This window comes from Nocardia sp. NPDC019323 (genome assembly GCF_044389845.1).
In the GTDB taxonomy this organism is placed as follows: domain Bacteria; phylum Actinomycetota; class Actinomycetes; order Mycobacteriales; family Mycobacteriaceae; genus Nocardia; species Nocardia implantans.
In genome coordinates this window covers 419,172-437,278 of sequence record NZ_JBIRYN010000001.1, presented here as the reverse complement: position 1 = coordinate 437,278, position 18,107 = coordinate 419,172, and the positions used below count along the sequence as shown (strand labels likewise).

15 protein-coding genes are annotated in these 18,107 nt (G+C 69.1%); 9 read left to right on the top strand and 6 right to left on the bottom strand.

What is annotated here, in order from left to right:
* The first annotated feature begins 161 nt into the window (after nt 1-161).
* The gene (locus tag ACH49X_RS01960; protein WP_357207167.1) at nt 162-2,372 is read left to right on the top strand and encodes an MMPL family transporter; all 2,211 of its coding nucleotides are present in this window, start codon (nt 162-164) and stop codon (nt 2,370-2,372) included.
* A 106-nt stretch (nt 2,373-2,478) separates the two neighbouring features.
* Complete coding sequence (locus tag ACH49X_RS01955; RefSeq protein ID WP_357207169.1) at nt 2,479-3,282, top strand: hypothetical protein; 804 nt, start codon at nt 2,479-2,481, stop codon at nt 3,280-3,282.
* A gap of 21 nt (nt 3,283-3,303) precedes the next feature.
* Here ACH49X_RS01955 and ACH49X_RS01950 read toward each other — a convergent pair whose 3' ends face one another.
* Nucleotides 3,304-4,068: an SDR family oxidoreductase gene (locus ACH49X_RS01950; RefSeq protein WP_357207170.1), complete on the bottom strand. Its 765-nt coding sequence runs from the start codon at nt 4,066-4,068 to the stop codon at nt 3,304-3,306.
* Between the two features lie 167 nt (nt 4,069-4,235).
* On the opposite strand from ACH49X_RS01950, the gene ACH49X_RS01945 reads away from it, so the two are divergent.
* The gene (locus ACH49X_RS01945) at nt 4,236-5,867 is read left to right on the top strand and encodes an ABC-F family ATP-binding cassette domain-containing protein (protein WP_067801780.1); all 1,632 of its coding nucleotides are present in this window, start codon (nt 4,236-4,238) and stop codon (nt 5,865-5,867) included.
* An 81-nt stretch (nt 5,868-5,948) separates the two neighbouring features.
* On the top strand, nt 5,949-6,179 hold the full coding sequence (locus ACH49X_RS01940) for a helix-turn-helix domain-containing protein (protein WP_039798685.1): 231 nt from the start codon (nt 5,949-5,951) through the stop codon (nt 6,177-6,179).
* 430 nt (nt 6,180-6,609) lie between these two features.
* Here the strand turns inward: ACH49X_RS01940 and ACH49X_RS01935 are convergent, their stop codons facing one another.
* The 3 genes from ACH49X_RS01935 to ACH49X_RS01925 all read right to left on the bottom strand — a co-directional run bounded on the left by ACH49X_RS01935 (nt 6,610) and on the right by ACH49X_RS01925 (nt 8,920).
* Nucleotides 6,610-7,539 carry a hypothetical protein gene (locus ACH49X_RS01935; RefSeq protein ID WP_357105584.1) on the bottom strand — a complete coding sequence of 310 codons (930 nt, stop codon included), beginning with the start codon at nt 7,537-7,539 and terminating at the stop codon, nt 6,610-6,612.
* A gap of 44 nt (nt 7,540-7,583) precedes the next feature.
* On the bottom strand, nt 7,584-8,039 hold the full coding sequence (locus ACH49X_RS01930) for a hypothetical protein (RefSeq protein WP_357105587.1): 456 nt from the start codon (nt 8,037-8,039) through the stop codon (nt 7,584-7,586).
* Between the two features lie 377 nt (nt 8,040-8,416).
* Nucleotides 8,417-8,920 (bottom strand): cupin domain-containing protein, encoded by a 504-nt coding sequence (locus ACH49X_RS01925; protein WP_357105590.1) that lies wholly within the window; start codon nt 8,918-8,920, stop codon nt 8,417-8,419.
* A 71-nt stretch (nt 8,921-8,991) separates the two neighbouring features.
* Here ACH49X_RS01925 and ACH49X_RS01920 point away from each other — a divergent pair, with 71 nt between their 5' ends.
* The gene (locus tag ACH49X_RS01920; protein WP_195080179.1) at nt 8,992-9,498 is read left to right on the top strand and encodes a MarR family winged helix-turn-helix transcriptional regulator; all 507 of its coding nucleotides are present in this window, start codon (nt 8,992-8,994) and stop codon (nt 9,496-9,498) included.
* Nucleotides 9,499-9,657: 159 nt separating this feature from the next.
* Nucleotides 9,658-10,452 (top strand): hypothetical protein, encoded by a 795-nt coding sequence (locus tag ACH49X_RS01915; protein WP_195080178.1) that lies wholly within the window; start codon nt 9,658-9,660, stop codon nt 10,450-10,452.
* A 12-nt stretch (nt 10,453-10,464) separates the two neighbouring features.
* On the opposite strand, the gene ACH49X_RS01910 is transcribed toward ACH49X_RS01915, so the two are convergent.
* Both ACH49X_RS01910 and ACH49X_RS01905 read right to left on the bottom strand, forming a co-directional pair.
* Nucleotides 10,465-11,031 (bottom strand): TetR/AcrR family transcriptional regulator, encoded by a 567-nt coding sequence (locus ACH49X_RS01910; RefSeq protein ID WP_067801764.1) that lies wholly within the window; start codon nt 11,029-11,031, stop codon nt 10,465-10,467.
* Nucleotides 11,032-11,236: 205 nt separating this feature from the next.
* On the bottom strand, nt 11,237-14,056 hold the full coding sequence (locus ACH49X_RS01905) for an aconitate hydratase (protein ID WP_195080177.1): 2,820 nt from the start codon (nt 14,054-14,056) through the stop codon (nt 11,237-11,239).
* 286 nt (nt 14,057-14,342) lie between these two features.
* Between ACH49X_RS01905 and ACH49X_RS01900 the strand changes: the two genes are divergently transcribed.
* The 3 genes from ACH49X_RS01900 (at nt 14,343) to ACH49X_RS01890 (ending at nt 18,087) form a co-directional block, all read left to right on the top strand.
* Complete coding sequence (locus tag ACH49X_RS01900; protein WP_357207172.1) at nt 14,343-14,936, top strand: DUF6676 family protein; 594 nt, start codon at nt 14,343-14,345, stop codon at nt 14,934-14,936.
* Nucleotides 14,937-15,354: 418 nt separating this feature from the next.
* Entirely contained in the window at nt 15,355-16,773 is a 1,419-nt protein-coding gene (locus ACH49X_RS01895) for an NlpC/P60 family protein (protein ID WP_397068612.1), read from the top strand.
* Between the two features lie 132 nt (nt 16,774-16,905).
* The gene (locus ACH49X_RS01890; protein ID WP_357207176.1) at nt 16,906-18,087 is read left to right on the top strand and encodes a MoxR family ATPase; all 1,182 of its coding nucleotides are present in this window, start codon (nt 16,906-16,908) and stop codon (nt 18,085-18,087) included.
* Nucleotides 18,088-18,107 lie beyond the last annotated feature (20 nt).

Here is an 18,107-nt window from a genome sequence, read left to right as displayed (position 1 = left end):
GGATGCCGGGGCGCTGGCGCACGCATCCGGCTCCGGTGTCGGGTGTCGGGTGTCGGCGCACCGGCGCGCCGCGGATGGCGCGCCGGGCAGGTTGCCGACCGGCGACCGCTGGAGCCCGAGCGCGAAAGCGGCACGACCGGAACGAGTTAGGGGTAGACGCAGTGTTCGAACTGACCAGGCGGCGCAGCCGGTGGATCCTGGCCGTGTTCGCGGTCCTCGCGCTGGCGATGGGCACACTGAGCGCGACGCTGTTCGACAAAGTGCAGGGCGGCGGGTACATCGACCCCGACAGCGAATCGAGCCGGGCGACCGCGGTGCTGCGCGACACCTTCGGCCAGGCCACCCCGAATTTCGTGCTGCTGGTGCAGACTCGCCGGTCGGTGGACGACGACGCCGCGGCCACCGCGGCGACGAATCTGGTCGCCGAGCTGAAGTCGGAATCCGGCGTCGCGGGCGTGACGTCGTACTGGACCGACAAATCGCCCGCGCTGCGCAGCACCGACGGCACCAAGGGCCTGATCGTGGCCAGCATCCTCGGCGAGGAGGCGGAGGTCGACAAGCGGGTCGGCGATCTCGCCGACCGGTTCGGCGGGTCCCACGGCCCGCTGGAGGTGCGGGTCGGCGGCTACGCGATGCTGCTGCACGAAACCGTGCAGCAGAGCGAGAAAGACGTCGTGCTCGGCGAGTCCATCGCGTTCCCGATCACGCTGATCGCGCTGTTGCTGGTGTTCGGCGGTCTGGTCGCGGCCAGCCTGCCGCTGGTGGTCGCCATGATCACGGTGATGATCACCATGGGCGCGCTGTGGCTGATCGCGAGCGTCACCGATCTGGCGGCCACCGCGACCAACGTAGCCACCCTGCTCGGCCTCGGCCTGGCGATCGACTACAGCCTGCTCATCATCAGCCGCTACCGTGACGAACTGGTCGCCGGTCGGCAGCCCGCCGCCGCGGTCACCGCGACCATGCGCTCGGCGGGCCGGACCGTCCTGTTCTCCGCCGTCACCGTCGCCGTCGCGCTGTCGGGCCTGCTGTTCTTCCCGCTGCTGGCCGTGCGGTCGATGGGATACGCCGGTCTGGCCGTCGCGGTGATCGCCGCGACGGTGTCGCTGACCGTGCTGCCCGCGATCCTGTTCCTGCTCGGCACCAAGATCGACAACGGTCAGTTGTGGTGGTTCCTGCGCGCGGCCCGTCCCGCGCCCGGTGAGGGCGCCTGGCACCGTCTGGCGCGGTTCGTGATGATGCGGCCGGTGCCGATCGGCCTGGCGGTGACCGCCCTGCTGCTCGTGCTGGGCGCGCCGTTCCTCGGTGTGAAACTCGGCTTCCCCGACGAGCGGTCGCTGCCGGAGTCGATGAACAACCGCCAGGTCACCGAGACCATCCAGCGTGACTTCGCCGCCACCGAACAGAACGGGCTGTTCGCGGTGCTGCCCGAAAGCGCCTACAGCGCGGCCGGATTGGACGCCTACGCCAGGGAACTGTCGGAGATCGATGACGTCCGCCGGGTCGACACCGCCACCGGCAGCTACAGCCACGGCGGTCTGCTCGCCCCGCCCACCGCGGCGAACGACCGTTTCCGCGCCGCGAACGCCGCCTACCTGACGGTGGTCCCCGACACCACCGACCCCACGGTGCTCGACCGGATCGCCGACGACGTGCGTGCGACGCCCGCCGCCTCACCGGTGCTGGTCGGCGGCGTGGCGGCGGCCAACGCGGACGCGATCGGCTCGGTCGTCTCGGCGCTGCCCTACGCGCTGGCGTTCGTCGTGCTGATCATGGTGGTGGTCCTGTTCCTGCTCACCGGGAGCGTCGTGCTGCCGCTGCTGGCCGTCGTGCTCAGCTTCCTGAGCCTCACCGCGACCTTCGGCGCGCTGGTGTGGATCTTCCAGGACGGGCACCTGTCCGGGCTGCTCGGCTTCACGGTCACCGGTGACCTCCCGCCGACCGTCCCGGTCATGCTGTTCGGCGTCGCGTTCGGGCTCGCCATGGACTACCAGGTGTTCCTGCTGGCCCGCATCCGCGAGGAGTACCGGCGCACCAAGTCGAACGCGCTGGCCGTGACTTCCGGGCTGGAGCGGATCGGCCGGATCGTCACCGCAGCCGCCGTGCTGATCTCGCTGGTCTTCCTCGGCTTCCTCGCCTCGGACATCACCTTCATGAAGGCGTTCGGCATCGGGCTTCCACTCGCCGTGCTGGTGGACGCGACCCTGGTGCGCGGTTTCCTGCTGCCCGCGGCGATGGAGTTGCTCGGCCACTGGAACTGGTACGCGCCCGGACCGCTGCGCAGGCTGCACGAGCGGTTCGGGATCGAAGAGGCTCCTGCCGCCACGGCGGTCGCCGGGCGCGAGGACTGGCGTCAGCCGGTCCGGCTCTGATCTCGCGGCGCCCGAGAAGGCTCGATCGGGTAGGGTCGCTCGGGCGGCTTCGGGGAGGCCCACACGGGGTGGGACGGCTGCTGGGAGAGGTGGGAGGGCGACCGCGATGACCTATCCGTCCGGCTCCGGCTTCGGCGGTGGCCCGGCGCACGGAAAACCGGAGGAAGCGCGGTACGCGCCGGATTGGGGAACCATGTCCCCGCCGAGCGCGTATCCGATGCAGGCGTGGGAGGCGCCGCCGCTGCCGCCGCCGCCCAGGTCCCCCACGGGCCTGATCGTCGCACTGGTGGTCGCCGTCGTCGCGGTGCTGGTCGCGGTCGGTGTCGGCGTGGCGCTGTCGCCCCGCGAGCAGGGGCACGCGCAAGCGGCGGTCACGTCCGCCGAAGCGACCACGCGCGCCGGCGGCGTCACCAGCACGCGACCCGCGAGCCCTTCCTCGCGTGGTGCGCGCCCTGCGCCGGGCAGGTTGAGTTACACCGAATACGCCAAGGACTGGGACTTCCGGTTCGACCGCGTGGAACTGCACGCCGAGTGGGTCGACGGCCGCGACCACGCCGACTGCCATCCCGTCGAGGCGGCGGGCAAGCTCACCGATCTCGGCTGCGTCTACGCGGCGGAGCTGGTGTATCGAGCCGAGGGCGGCGCGCTCATGCTCACCCAGTTCGTGCTGGGCATGGCCGACAAGGGCCGGGCCGCCGCGGCGAAGGACCGGTTCACCGACGCGGACCTGAGGCTGCGCCCCGGTAGCTACATCAAGGGTTACGCCAACGGCAAGTGGAAGGACGGCACCGAGAAGGAATTCGTGGTGGTGACGCTGGCAACGGCCACCGCCGCGGTCGATGCCGCCACCGTCGAGAAATACCTGCGCTACCGGCACGCCGACACGCTCGGCGCGCTGGCGTTCCGCTAGCGCAGGCGACCTCGTGTGCGGTCAGATCCCGCCCGTGGACAGCAGCCCGCCGTCCACCCGGACCGTCTCGCCGGTGATCCACGCCGCCTCGTCGGAGACCAGGAATCCGATCAGGCGCGCCACGTCCTCCGGGCTGCCCAGCCGCTTCATCGGGTACACGCTCGCCGCGCGCTCCTCGTCGGCCGAGTACAGCGCGTCGGCGAACTTCGTCTTGATCACGCCGGGCGCCACCGCGTTCACCCGGATCTTCGGACCGAGCTGCCAGGCGAGCTCGCCGGTGAGATGGATCAGCGCGGACTTGGACGCGCCGTAGGCGGCGATCACGCCGGTCGAGCGGATGCCCGCGACGCTGGCCACGTTGACCACGGCGCCGCCGTGGTCGCGCATCCACGCCTTGTACGCCTCCTGGATGTAGCCGAGGGCCGCGACCACGTTCACGTCGAAGATCTTGCGCACGGCGTCGAGGTCGGCGTCCATCAGTGAGCCGAAGACCGGGTTGATGCCGGTGTTGTTGATCAGGACGTCCAGCGAACCGAACTCCGCGACCGCGCGCTCGACCGCGGCGGCCCGATCCTCGGCGACGCCCGAGTTGCCCGCCAAGGCGACGACCTGCCCCTGCTGGCCCAGCTCGCGCAGCTCCGCGGCGGCTTCCTCCAGCGGATCCTTCTTCCGCGCGGTGATCAGCACGTTCGCGCCGCGGCCGAGCAACTCCGCCGCGACCGCCTTGCCGATGCCACGGCTGGCCCCCGTGACCAGAGCGCTCTTGCCCAATAGATCGGTACTCATGGCATCGCACGGTAGCGCAGGCGATCGCGTCGGCCGTTACCGCCGTCACATGCGGGTGCTGGTATGCGGGCGCGGTCGCCGTCCCGGGTAAAATCGGTGGTTCTCGTGCGCGTCGGCTCGCACAATCGAGCACGCGTCCAGCACCACGATCCCCCGAGGAGAAGTTTGTGATCACCGCGACCGACCTGGAGGTCCGGGCCGGAGTCCGCACCCTGCTGTCCGCTCCCGGACCGGCGCTGCGGGTGCAGGCGGGCGACCGGATCGGGTTGGTCGGGCGCAACGGCGCGGGGAAGACCACCACGTTGCGCATCCTCGCCGGCGAGGGCGAGCCGTACGCGGGCAAGATCCTGCGCTCCAGCGACATCGGCTATCTGCCGCAGGATCCGCGCGAGGGCAACCTGGACGTGCTGGCTCGCGACCGGGTGCTGTCCGCGCGCGGCCTGGACACGCTGATCCGGGAGATGGAGAAGCAGCAGGCGCTGATGGCCGAGGTCGCCGACGACAAGGAGCGGGAGAAGGCGGTGCGCAAGTACGGCCGCCTCGAAGAACGTTTCTCGGCGCTGGGCGGTTACGTCGCCGAGAGCGAGGCCGCGCGCATCTGCCACAGCCTCGGCCTGCCCGACCGGGTGCTCGGCCAGCCGTTGCGCACGCTCTCCGGTGGTCAGCGGCGCCGAATCGAGTTGGCGCGCATCCTGTTCGCCGCTTCCGACGGCAGCGGCGGGCGCTCCGACACCATCCTGCTGCTGGACGAGCCGACCAACCACCTCGACGCCGACTCCATCACCTGGCTGCGTGGTTTCCTGCAGAACCACGACGGCGGTCTGATCGTCATCAGCCACGACGTGGATCTGCTCGCCGACGTGGTGAACAAGGTGTGGTTCCTGGACGCGGTGCGCGGCGAGGCCGACGTCTACAACATGGGCTGGAAGAAGTACCTGGACGCGCGCGCCACCGACGAGCAGCGCAGGCGCAGGGAACGCGCGAACGCCGAGAAGAAGGCGAGCGCGCTGCGCGCCCAAGCGGCCAAGCTCGGCGCCAAGGCCACGAAAGCCACTGCGGCACAGAACATGGCCAAGCGCGCCGATCGCCTGCTGGCCGAACTCGACGACGTGCGCGTCGCCGACAAGGTCGCCCGGATCAAGTTCCCCGAGCCGGCGGCCTGCGGCAAGACGCCGCTGATGGCGGAGAACCTGACCAAGGTCTACGGCTCGCTGGAGATCTTCACCGGCGTCGACCTCGCGATCGACCGCGGTAGCCGGGTGGTGGTGCTCGGGCTCAACGGCGCGGGCAAGACGACGCTGCTGCGTCTGCTGGCCGGAGTCGAGCAGCCGACGGCGGGCGGTCTGGTGCCCGGGCACGGTCTGAAGATCGGCTACTTCGCCCAGGAGCACGACACCCTCGACGACAACGCCACCGTGTGGGAGAACATCCGCCACGCCGCGCCGGACGCGGGTGAGCAGGATCTGCGCGGCCTGCTTGGCGCGTTCATGTTCTCCGGTCCGCAGCTCGACCAGCCCGCGGGCACGCTGTCGGGCGGTGAGAAGACCCGGCTCGCGCTGGCCGGACTGGTCTCCTCGGCGGCGAACGTGTTGCTGCTGGACGAGCCGACGAACAATCTGGACCCGGTGTCGCGGGAACAGGTGCTCGACGCCCTGCGCACCTATGCGGGCGCGGTGGTGCTGGTGACGCACGATCCGGGCGCAGCGGAGGCGTTGTCTCCGGAACGCGTGATCTTGCTCCCGGACGGGACGGAAGACCATTGGTCGGCCGAATACCTGGAACTTATTCAGCTCGCGTGAGATTCATCACAGGTACCCGTTGATCACGGCCTGCTGAGTGCTTAGCCTGGAAAGACGCTGCTCGGCGACTCGGAGGAAGCCATGAGCGACAGGCCACAAAGCAAGGCCACATTGGGTAAGGGCACACGCGTCACCGGGAAGTCACGCGACCGCCTACAAACCCAGCTGAAGAAGCAATACGAGGCGGGTGCGAGCATCCGGTCACTGGCGCGGTCCACCGGCCGCTCCTACGGCTTCATCCACAACGTGCTGGTGGAGTCACACGTGCAGCTCCGCAGCCGGGGCGGAGCCAATCGCCGCAAGAGCCAATAGCGCGTAACGGTGTGACGCCGGGCGGCTACGCGGCCGCCCGGGCGAGCGCTCGACCGGATCGACGTCGACGGCCGTGCACCGGACACCTACCTCGCCGAGCCGCACGGCGGCGTCGATGCCCGGGTTGCCGGGCGCACGTCCACCGGCCGATCGAGCCACGCCGCAACGCAATCCGGGCACCTCGTCGCCGCTGGTCGTCGCGCCGAACCGGGTGCTGTCGGGCCGGACGGATCGGCGCGCAGTTGCCCGCCGAGGTCGCGGACCGATGGAATGCTCTCGGCGAACTCATGGGTCTTCGCAGGCGGTGAATCCCGTCCGTCGACGGAGGTTCGGCGGCTGCTGTCCCGGTGCGGTCGGATGCGCAGTCCGCCACTGTGCGCCGCGGCGCGGCGTTCCGGTCCTCGGTCGCGCCGCCGCCCTGAGGCCGGGCTCAGTAGCCCTCGACCGTGCCGTCGCCGTCCACCAGCAGGTTGGCCAGGCTGCGGAAGATCGGCAGCCCGGTCTTGATCTCCAAGTAGGCGAACTGGCCCTGCGGGTTGACCTCGAGGAAGTAGTACTCGCCGTCGCGCCCGAGCCGAATGTCGAGCACGCCGAAGGACAATCCGAGCGCGCCCATCAGCGTGGCCAGTGACTTGCTCACCGACGCGGGCAGGTGATCGCGTGTGAAGTCGACCGACGTGTCCAGGCGGGAGTCGACCTTGCCGACGCCGGCCTGCGAGTCGATGCGCACGGTCCATTCGACCCCGTCCACCCAGACCACGCGCAGATCGCAGGTGGCGTCGACGTAGTCCTGGAAGGTGGTCGGCGCCGAACGGATCGCGGCAAGCCTGCCGAAATCGTCCCTGCCGATGATCCTGGTCTCGGCGAATTCCGCCCTGCTGGTGCCGGTGCGCTTGTAAACCACCGGGCCCGGCCTGGATTCGACGAAGCTGCGCGCCTCCTCGGGATCGTTGGTGATCAACGTCTCCGGCACCGCGAACCCGGCCCGCAGCGCCGTCTCCAGCTGGACGATCTTGCGTGCCGCGGTGCGGTCGGCGCCCGGGTCGTTGACCCAGAAGGCGGGGATGGACCACAGCAGCCCCTGGATGAATCCGTCGCACTCGGCCTGGCGAAAATCATTGTCCGAGGCGCGGACCCCCGCGGGCACCTGCGCGTGGTGCGGGCGCCGCCACCACACCGACCGCACGTCGTCGAGGCCGATCAGGTGCGACAGCGAGCGTGTGGTGCCGAGGCGGTCCAGCCGGAAGCTGCCGGACTCCCGGGGGAAATCGCGAAGGTCGAGGTGGATCGGAGCGAGCCCGTGATGTTCTCGCAGCGTCGCCGCCATCGCGGTGGCGTGTAGATCATCGGATTCGGACACGATCAGGACCGAACCGCGCAGGCGTGCGGTCATCCGCCTGCCGCTCAGTCGAGGCTGTCGCAGTTGATGCCGTCGTCGCTGCCGTTCATCGACTTGGTCTGGCAGTAGGTGAACGTCGCCCCGCCCGCACTCGGGCAGTCGACGAGTTGCAGGCGGTCGGCCCAGGTTTCGGTGAGCTGACGCAACTGCTCGTCGCCGAGGGCCTTCGACGGCGACTCCGGGATGGTCATCGGCCGATCGACCAGGTCGATCCGCAGCCTGCGAGTGAAATCGGCGGTGGCGCCCGCCCGAATGTCCACCAGCACCGGACGCCCGTCCTGATCGGCGTGCGGCGCGGCGGAATCGACCACCCGCAGCACATCGGACCGACTGAAGGTCCACGTTCCCTCGGCGACGCGCACGCTGATCTGCCGGTCCGATTCCGCGACCAGCAGGCCCTGGAGCGGAGGAACGCGGTCGGCCTTCGGCGTCGTCCCAGGAAGGTGGATTGCGTCGGTCATAGCCGTTTCTCCGATCTGCTCACGATTTGCCACGACCCCCAAGCGTGTGAGCGATCATATCGCGATATGTGCTGCGATCGGCTCGGATCGCGATATTTCGCGGCCCGTGGCAAACGGAATTCCGATCTATACCGGCCGAGTTCCGAAAGTTTTCCGGTAGCGTGGAAATACTTACAGAGCAACCGCACAGCTGATCTCCGGTGATGCGCCGACGCTGCTCATAGCCCGGTATTGGCGGCTGTGCATCTGTGCTTTCGTCCCCATCGGCGCACCCGGCGCGTGGCCACCGCATGGGCGCGCGTCGTGTCAGCGCCGCCTTATGTTGGGCCCGACTCGCTCGAAATCGGCTGCGGGCGAGCGGGAATCGCGCGCCGAGTTCAGTTCCGGTGCGCGTTGCGCTGCGCCCACCAAGCGGGGGCGTCCACGAAGTGATTGTCGAACTCGTCCTGCGCGGCGGCCAGATCGGTCATCGGGGATTCGCCCGCGGCGATTCGTTCCAGCAGCCGGAAGTACTCGAAGCGCTGCACACCGGGCGTGAGCGCGATGAGGATTCGCGCGGTGCTGTCCGGTGCGGCGCCGAAGGCGTGCGGCATGAATTTCGGGACCACGATCGAACCGCCCGCGCCGACGGTGACGATGCGGTCACCGGCGAGCAGTTCCAGTTCGCCTTCCGCGACATAGAACAGCTCGTCGGAAAGCGTGTGATAGTGCGGCGCCGCGCCGTCCGCTCCGCGATCCATCGCCACCTCCAGCGTGCTCAGCCCGCCGCCCGCCTCCTCGGCGTCGATCAGCAGGCGCATGGTGACCGACGTGGTGCGCAGGGTCTCCGCGTCCTGTGGCTGACGGATCGCGGCGTCCTTGCGCGGGGCGGGAATGGTCATCGGAGCCTCCAATTGATTCGGTGATTGATAATTCGCCACCGAACTATATCCTGGCGAATAAGATCCTGTCCATGACCGAGCGGAAAACGGACGCCGTGGACGCGATCGTGGCGCAGTGGAAGCGGGAACGACCCGACCTCGATCTGGAGGCGATGGCCGTGGCCGGACGTCTGGGCAGGCTGTTGCTGGTGGCTCAGCGGGAGATCGAGGCGGTGTTCGGCAAGCACGGCCTGCAGCGCGGCGAGTTCGACGTGCTTGCCGCGCTACGCCGTTCGGGCGCGCCGTTCGAGCTGAATCCGTCGGTGCTCGCCGACACGCTGATGCTGTCGCGGGCGGGCATGACCGGACGGCTGGACCGGCTCGAGTCGGCGGGACTGGTGCGGCGCGTCGCGGACCCGCAGGACCGCAGGGCGGTGCGCGTCGGGCTCACCGACGCGGGGCGGGAACTGGTCGACACCGTGGTCACCGAGCACACCGCCAACGAGACGCGGATGCTGTCGGTGCTCACCGCGGGGGAACGACAGGAACTGGACCGGCTCGCGCGCATCCTGCTCAGCAGCATGGAGCCGGACGCGTAGCCGCGGTAGCTCACGCACCCTTCGGCTCGTCGAATCGCGCTCTACATGCGAGAACTCGTGCCGCGATGAGGTAGCCCGATACTCGTGCCGAGACGGCGTCCCTGCTCTACCTTGAGATTCCGTGCCGAAGGGGTCGGTGCGGTGGGCAAGGAGGCCACGATGATCGACATCATCACTCTCCGCGGCACCGGGGAGCCGCGCAACTCCGACGGAACGCCCGCGGGCATGCTGCACGAGGTCGCCAAACTACTCGACACCGGCAAGTTCAGCTGCTTCGAACCGGATTGGCCCGCTTCCGTCGGCCCCGTGCCGGAGGTCTGGGGTTCTTCGCTGGAGACGTCGGTGCGGCTCGGCATCGCCGCAGGCGTGCGGGCGATCCAGGACTCGCCGAATGTCTGCGGCCTGCTGAGCTATTCGCTCGGCGGCATCTGCGCCAGCCGGATCCTGGAGGGCGTGCGGTCGGGAAAGTACCAGAACACCGACGGCTCGCCGCTGGAGATCGCCTTCGTGGTGAACATCGCCAATCCGCTGCGCCGAGCCGGGCAGTCGGTCGCGAACCTCTGCCCGGCGAATACGTTCGGCCTGCACGGGCAGCGCGGAGCGTGGCCGGCCTCGGTCGACGTCCGTGAGTACGCCAACCCGGGCGACATCATCACCGCGTCCCCGGCGGATTCGCCGTTGCGCATCATCGACGTGGGCATCTCGCCGTTCTCCTTCGTGGAAGGCGCCCGGATCGGCGATGTCGCGCCGCTGATCTTCGCCGAACTGCTCGAAATCCTGCTGCGCGACCCGATCGCGAACCTCGGGCGCTACACGACCGCCGTGCGCGGTGTCGTCGGCTATCTGACGCCGTGGCCCGACGGCCAGCACGTGCTCTATTCCGGACGAAACATGCCGGGCACGAACGTCCTGTGGACCACCCACGCCGCGGAGTACCTCAACGCGACGTACTAGCCGGAGCCGCCGTCACTGCTTGCGGCGGACGGAGGCTTCGACCAGATCCAGGACAGCGGACAGGTTCTCGTTGGTGTGGCCGGAGGCGATGCGGGCGATCAAACCGTCGAGCACGAGGTCGAGGTAGCCGAGCAGCACGTCGGTCGGCACGTCGTCGCGCAGCGCGCCCGCGGCCTTGCGGCGTTCCAGGCGGGCCAGGGTCGCGGCGGTGAGTTCGGCCGAACGCTGGGTCCATCCGGCCCGGAACTCGGGATCGGTGCGCAGCCGCCGCGCGATCTCCAAACGCGTTCCGAGCCAGTTGAACTGCTCGGGGTGGGCGAGCATGTCGCGCATCACCTGCACGATGCCCTGATTGGCCGCGACATCGGCCATGCGTTCGGCGTCCTCCTGGGCGAGGGCGAAGAACAGCGCGTCCTTGTCGCGGAAGTGGTGGAAGATGGCGCCCCTGGACAGCCCGATCTCCTCCTCGAGCCGACGCACGGTGGCGCCGTCGTAGCCGTACTCGGCGAAGCAGCGGCGCGCTCCGTCGAGGATCTGGCTGCGTCGGGCGGCGAGGTGATCGTCACTGACCTTGGGCACGGAATCCTCCAGCGGGGAAACACGGACCCCCGCATCGGCGGTCCACCGATGCGGGGGTTCTCACAGTACGAGCGAGGCGAGCGTGATCCGAGCGACGGCGACAACGGATCCGGAGCACTGGCGCTCATGGAGCCGTCGCCGCCCGCGCGATCGCGACTCCTCCGGGAGCGAGTCCTACGAACACGCGCCGCCGAAGGCGGAGCAATCAGGCCCGGATCATATTGCGCAGCACGTACTGCAGGATGCCGCCGTTGCGGTAGTAGTCGGCCTCACCGGGGGTGTCGATGCGAACCACCGCGTCGAAGGTGATCTTGTCACCGTTCTCCTTGGTGGCGGTGACCTTCAGGGTCTTGGGGGTGACACCCTCGTTCAGCTGGGTGATGCCCTCGATGTCGAAGGTCTCGGTGCCGTCCAGCTTCAGCGACGCGGCCGACTCGCCCGCCGGGAACTGCAGCGGGATGACGCCCATGCCGATGAGGTTGGAGCGGTGGATGCGCTCGAACGACTCGGTGATGACCGCCTTCACGCCCAGCAGGCTGGTGCCCTTGGCGGCCCAGTCGCGCGAGGAGCCAGAACCGTACTCCTTGCCGCCGAGCACGACCAGCGGGATGCCCGCGGCCTGGTAGTTCTGCGAGGCGTCGTAGATGAACGCCTGCGGACCACCGGGCTGGGTGAAGTCGCGGGTGTAACCGCCCGAGACGTCGTCGAGCAACTGGTTGCGCAGCCGGATGTTGGCGAAGGTGCCGCGGATCATCACCTCGTGGTTGCCGCGCCGCGAGCCGTAGGAGTTGTAGTCCTTGCGCTCGACGCCGTTGGCCTCCAGGTACTGCGCGGCCGGGGTGCCCGGCTTGATGTTGCCCGCCGGGGAGATGTGGTCGGTGGTGACCGAGTCGCCCAGCAGCGCCAGCACCCTGGCGCCCTTGATGTCGGTGACCGGCTCCGGCGTCTGCGGCATGCCGTCGAAGTACGGGGGCTTGCGCACGTAGGTCGACTCGGCGTCCCACTCGAAGGTCTTGCCCTCCGGGGTGGGCAGGCTGCGCCAGCGCTCGTCGCCCCGGAACACGTCCTTGTAGTCCTCGAGGAACATGTCGCGGCTGATGACCCGGTCGATGGTGTCCTGGATCTCCTGCGGCGAGGGCCAGATGTCCTTCAGGAAGACGTCGTTGCCCTCCGTGTCCTTGCCCAGCGGGTCGTTCTCGAAGTCGAAGTCCATGGTTCCCGCGAGCGCGTACGCGATGACCAGCGGCGGGGAGGCCAGGTAGTTCATCTTCACGTCGGGGGAGATGCGGCCTTCGAAGTTACGGTTGCCCGACAGCACCGCGGTGACGGTGAGATCGTTGTCGTTGACCGCCTTGGAGATCTCCTCCGGCAGCGGGCCGGTGTTGCCGATGCAGGTGGCGCAACCGAACGCGACCAGGTTGAAGCCCAGCTTGTCCAGGTACGGCCACAGGCCGGCCTTCTCGTAGTAGCCGTTGACGACCTGCGAGCCCGGCGCCATGGAGGTCTTCACCCACGGCTTGCGGGTCAGGCCCTTCTCCACCGCGTTACGGGCCAGCAGGGCGGCGCCGAGCATGACCGACGGGTTGGAGGTGTTGGTGCAGGAGGTGATCGAGGCGACCACGACGGCGCCGTGGTCGAGCACGAAGTCGCCGTACTCCTCGCTGCGCACCCGCACCGGCTTGGACGGACGGCCCTCGGCGCCGTTGGCGGCCGACGCAACCGACTCGGCGCCGTCGTCGGCGAAGGACAGCACAGCCGGGTCGCTGGCCGGGAAGGACTCCTCGACGGCCTCGTCCAGCTTGCTGTGCGGGGTGTCGGCGGCGGGGCCGCTCTCCGCGTCGTTGGTGTAGTTGTGGATGTCCTTGCGGAAGGCGATCTTCGACTCCGACAGCAGAATGCGGTCCTGCGGGCGCTTCGGGCCCGCGATGGACGGCACCACGGTGCTCAGATCCAGCTCGAGGTACTCGGAGTAGGCGGGCTCGGTGTCGGGATCGTGCCAGAGGCCCTGCTCCTTGGCGTACGCCTCGACCAGCGCGACCTGCTCGTCGGAGCGGCCGGTCAGGCGCAGGTAGTCGACGGTCACGTCGTCGATCGGGAAGATCGCCGCGGTGGAGCCGAATTCGGGGCTCATGTTGCCCAGGGTGGCGCGGTTGGCCAGCGGCACCTCGGCGACGCCCTTGCCGTAGAACTCGACGAACTTGCCGACCACGCCGTGCTTGCGCAGCATGTCGGTGACGGTGAGCACCACGTCGGTGGCGGTCACGCCCGGCTGGATCTCACCGGTCAGCTTGAAGCCGACGACGCGCGGGATCAGCATCGAGACGGGCTGGCCGAGCATGGCCGCCTCGGCCTCGATGCCGCCGACGCCCCAGCCGAGGACGCCGAGGCCGTTGACCATGGTGGTGTGCGAGTCGGTGCCGACGCAGGTGTCGGGGTAGGCCTGGCCGTTGCGGACCATGACGACGCGGGCCAGGTGCTCGATGTTGACCTGGTGCACGATGCCGGTGCTCGGCGGAACGACCTTGAAGTCGTCGAACGCGGTCTGGCCCCAGCGCAGGAACTGGTAGCGCTCACCGTTGCGCTGGTATTCGATGTCGACGTTGCGCTCGAAAGCGTCGGCGCGGCCGAAGACGTCGATGATGACGGAGTGGTCGATGACCATCTCGGCGGGCGCGAGCGGGTTCACCTTGTCCGGGTCGCCGCCGAGGGTGGCCACGGCCTCGCGCATGGTGGCGAGGTCGACGATGCACGGCACGCCGGTGAAGTCCTGCATGATGACGCGGGCGGGCGTGAACTGGATCTCGGTGTTCGGCTGCGCCGTCGGATCCCAGTTCGCGATGGCGCGGATGTGATCGGCGGTGATGTTGGCGCCGTCCTCGGTGCGGAGGAGGTTCTCCGCGAGGACCTTCAGTGCGTAGGGGAGTTTCTCGGTGCCGGGCACGGCGGAGAGGCGGAAGATCTCGTAGGAGTTGCTTCCCACCTCGAGGGTGCCCTTGGCGCCGAAAGTATCGATACTTGTCGTCACGTCAGCTCCACTCGTCTGTGAGGGCGGCCACCGGCGGGGCTGTGCCGGCGGCCGAGTCTTCGGAGGTGCTCCGGCGCCGCTCGAGCGCCGGTTCCTCGCGGCTACGACCTTAACAGTACGCTTGTCCTGTGAAACACCTGGGGGCGGTTCGGCGTGCCGTGCGCGCGGGATGCGACACTCCGTCGCGTACTGTGCATTCGAGCCAGCAAGGGGGATCTTGCTCGCCCTGCAGTGTTGGATGCCCGTCGCTTCGGTTGCCGATGCGGCTCGACAGACCGGATGGAAGATGACCGCCCCGCTCAACTCGGTTTTCACCCCTATGGCCGCCGAATTGCCGCCCAATGTCACCACCGACACCGTGCGCAAGCTCACCGCCGATCTGGCCGACGATCACGTAGCGACGCTGACGGGTAAGGACAAGACCGAACTGGCCGCCATCGCCGCGGAGGCGCGATCGCACGGAGTCCCGCTGAGCATCGTGGTCGTCCCCGGCAATCCAGGACACGACTCGAGCCTACGGGACCTGGCCACCGAAGTAGGCAAGACGCAGCACGGCACCGTGGTCGTCCTCAGCGACGACTGGGTGGGCACCTACAGCGACACGATCAGCCGCGTGCGGCTGGAGTGGGCCGAGGACGCCGCCAAGGGCACGCAGGGCAAGAGCGGGGAAGCCGCGAGCATCTTCGCCAGTCGCTTGGAGACCCCGGAGTCGATGTCCTGGACCGCGATCACCTGCGTGCTGCTGGCCGGGACGGTGGCGGTCATCGCCGGACTGTACTGGGTCAAGGCGCGGCGGGAGACGAACGACGCGGAGCCGGAGCGGGTGGCGAGCGATCGGGGAGCCGCCGAACAACGCTCGCCGGAGGCTCGCGCCCACTAGCGCCACGCGGCGCCGACTGTGCCCGGGGGCTCGGCCCGGTCGGTTTTCGAGGTCTCGCGCGCCGGAACGGCGTGTCGTTCATCGCCGGGCGGATTTCCTGACGCGACTGTCCGAGCGGTCTGTGGCCTTCGCTGGATGCGAAGACCCCCGAGGTCATATATGGGGGTTGAGCGGGGCGTCAGCATCCGCAGCGCTACTTTTCCGAGCGGTTGGTCTGGTTTTGCCTACGAAAGATAGTTCAAAGTTTGGCAAATTTCGGGCAATGAAGGAAATGGGGGCGAGAGTGACGTAAGTGTCATACGGTTCGATTCGTCCCTGATGGGGAATATGTGTCTTCAGAGGCCATCTGTCGACCAAAGTGCGGCGTGGTTCGCCTGATGCCTTGAGGATTGCCGGTATCCGGTCCCTTGGAGGTGTGATGCGCAACGACGGCGGGCTGATTGCTCGGCGCCGACTATCGGTCGCTGTTGGTTTGCTGATCTCGGTGGCTGTAGCGGTCACGGCTGGGCCGGTAGTGGCTGTCCCGCCTCCTCCGCCAAATCCCAGCGACGGCCAGATCGCGCAGGCCGGAGCGCAGGTCGACGCCGGGGTCGCCGAGGTCGGCTCCCTGATCAACCAGGTCGCCGCGGTCGATCACCAGCTGGGGGAACTCGACGACGCCGTCGCGCAGCGCCGGGAGGACGTGAACAAGGCTCTGGTCGACCTGCAGGACGCGCGCGACGCCGCCGACGCGGCCGCGGCCGTGGTGGTGGACACCCAGATCGCCTTGGCCGACGCCGCGGCGAAGGTGGGCCAGGCGCGGCACAACTTCGATCAGTTCGCCACGCAGGTCTATACCAACCCTGGCTCGGACTCGATGGTCACCTACCTCGCCGCGGCCACCCCCGCGGTCGCCCTGGACCGGGCCCAGCTCCTCGCGCTGGTGTCGAAGAACCGCCAGCAGGTGCTGGACAGCCTGCGGCGCGCGCAGATCGACCAAGGCAACAAGAACTCCACCGCGCGGCGGGCGAAGTCGGACGCCGACGCGGCCGCCGCGGTCGCCGCCGCGCGCAAGGCCGACGCCGAGCACGCGGTCGCCGCCGCCAAGGCCGAACTCGACCGGCAGACCGCCCAGCGCGACGACCTGCTGCGGCAGCGCCAGGACGCGCAGGGCCGCCTGGATCAGGCGCGGCGGAACGTGGCGGGCCTGCAGGATCAGCGCGAGGCCTTCCTCGCCTGGGACGCGTTGCGCAGAGCCGAGGAGGCCGCGGTCCGGGCCGCCGCCGCGGCAGCCGCCGCCCGCGCGGCCGCCGACCGGGCAGCCCAGGATCGCGCGGCCGAACTCGGCGCGGGCAAGCGCCCGCACACCCAACTGGACGATTCCCCGCCGCCGCGGCGGAGCGCGCCTCGACCGAAATCACCCGATGTCGGCGGTTCGTCGGCGATCGAGATCGTGGTCGATCGCGCCATGTCCCAGCTCGGCGTCACCTACGCCTGGGGTGGCGGCGACGAGGACGGGCCGACGCGAGGCATCCGGGACGGCGGCGTCGCCGACAGTTACGGGGACTTCGACAAAGTCGGCTTCGACTGCTCCGGGCTGATGGTCTACGCGTTCGCCGGCATCGGGGTATCGCTGCCGCACTACAGCGGCTACCAGTACAACGCGGGCACCCGCGTGCCGGTCGGCGATCGCGAGCGCGGCGACATGCTGTTCTGGGGGCCGAACGGCAGTCAGCACGTGGCGCTGTATCTCGGCGACGGGAAGATGGTGGAGGCGCCGGAGTCCGGCGACGTGGTGAAGGTGTCCCCCGTCCGCGAGGGCGGCATCATGCCGTTCGCGGTGCGCATCGTCTCTTGATCCGGACATTCCGGGTGCTCGGCCCGGCCGTGGCACCGCGGAATTCCCATTCTGTCGGGTCCGGTTGCGGCACAGGCGGTGATTACCTGGAATAGTTGTGGCAGCACGCACAGGACCAAGGCGAAAGCGGGGATGTTGGTGACTTCGACGGACGGTGTGAGCGGAGCGAACTCGGCGAAGGATGCGCCGGTCTCCACGCCCAGCACCCTCGAGCGTGACGTCCAGACCCTGGAGAAGGCGATCTACGAGGTCAAGCGGGTGATCGTGGGCCAGGATCGCCTGGTCGAGCGACTGCTCGTGGGCGTGCTCGCACGTGGACACGTCCTGCTCGAAGGTGTGCCCGGCATCGCCAAGACCCTTGCCGTGGAGACCTTCGCCAAGGTGGTCGGCGGCTCGTTCGCCCGCGTGCAGTTCACGCCCGACCTGGTGCCGACCGACCTCATCGGTACCCGTATCTACCGGCAGGGCCGCGAGGAGTTCGACACCGAGCTCGGCCCGGTCGTCGCCAACTTCGTGCTCGCCGACGAGATCAACCGCGCGCCGGCCAAGGTGCAGTCGGCGTTGCTCGAGGTGATGGCCGAGCGGCACGTGTCGATCGGCGGCAAGACCTACCCGATGCCGGATCCGTTCCTGGTCATGGCGACGCAGAACCCGATCGAGAGCGAGGGCGTGTACCCGCTGCCGGAGGCGCAGCGCGACCGCTTCCTGTTCAAGGTCGTCGTCGACTACCCCTCCGTGGAGGAAGAGCGCGAGATCATCTACCGGATGGGCGTCACGCCGCCGGAGGCGAGCCGGATCCTGCAGCCGGAGGATCTGATCCGCCTGCAGAAGGTCGCGGCCAACACCTTCGTGCACCACGCCCTGGTCGACTACGTGGTCCGCGTGATCGCGGCGACCCGCAAGCCGGCCGATTTCGGCATGCAGGACGTGGCCAGCTGGATCTCCTACGGCGCCTCGCCGCGCGCCAGCCTCGGCATCATCGCCGCCGCCCGCGCGGTCGCGCTGATCCGCGGCCGCGACTACGTGGTGCCGCAGGACGTCGTCGAGGTGATCCCGGACGTGCTGCGCCATCGCCTGGTGCTGTCCTATGACGCGCTCGCCGACGAGATCAGCCCGGAAGACGTCATCAAGCGCGTCCTGCAGACCGTCGGCCTGCCGCAGGTCGCCCCGCAGGCGGTCGCGCCCGGCGTGCCCGCCGCGCCGCCGCAGGGCGGCCCGCAGCAGGCGCCCCAGCCGCCGTCGCCGCAGCAGGCCGTGCCCCAGCCGCCCAACGGGCAGCAGTCGCAGCCCGCGGGCACCGTTCCGCCGAAGTGACCTCGGCATCGGATCGGGTC

Bases quoted from the DNA above. Each gene is read 5' to 3' on its own strand.
- ACH49X_RS01955 (WP_357207169.1), top strand. From the start codon at position 2,479: ATGACCTATCCGTCCGGCTCCGGCTTCGGCGGTGGCCCGGCGCACGGA.
- ACH49X_RS01950 (WP_357207170.1), bottom strand. From the start codon at position 4,068: ATGAGTACCGATCTATTGGGCAAGAGCGCTCTGGTCACGGGGGCCAGC.
- ACH49X_RS01940 (WP_039798685.1), top strand. From the start codon at position 5,949: ATGAGCGACAGGCCACAAAGCAAGGCCACATTGGGTAAGGGCACACGC.
- ACH49X_RS01930 (WP_357105587.1), bottom strand. From the start codon at position 8,039: ATGACCGACGCAATCCACCTTCCTGGGACGACGCCGAAGGCCGACCGC.
- ACH49X_RS01925 (WP_357105590.1), bottom strand. From the start codon at position 8,920: ATGACCATTCCCGCCCCGCGCAAGGACGCCGCGATCCGTCAGCCACAG.
- ACH49X_RS01920 (WP_195080179.1), top strand. From the start codon at position 8,992: ATGACCGAGCGGAAAACGGACGCCGTGGACGCGATCGTGGCGCAGTGG.
- ACH49X_RS01915 (WP_195080178.1), top strand. From the start codon at position 9,658: ATGATCGACATCATCACTCTCCGCGGCACCGGGGAGCCGCGCAACTCC.
- ACH49X_RS01900 (WP_357207172.1), top strand. From the start codon at position 14,343: ATGACCGCCCCGCTCAACTCGGTTTTCACCCCTATGGCCGCCGAATTG.
- ACH49X_RS01895 (WP_397068612.1), top strand. From the start codon at position 15,355: ATGCGCAACGACGGCGGGCTGATTGCTCGGCGCCGACTATCGGTCGCT.
- ACH49X_RS01890 (WP_357207176.1), top strand. From the start codon at position 16,906: ATGTTGGTGACTTCGACGGACGGTGTGAGCGGAGCGAACTCGGCGAAG.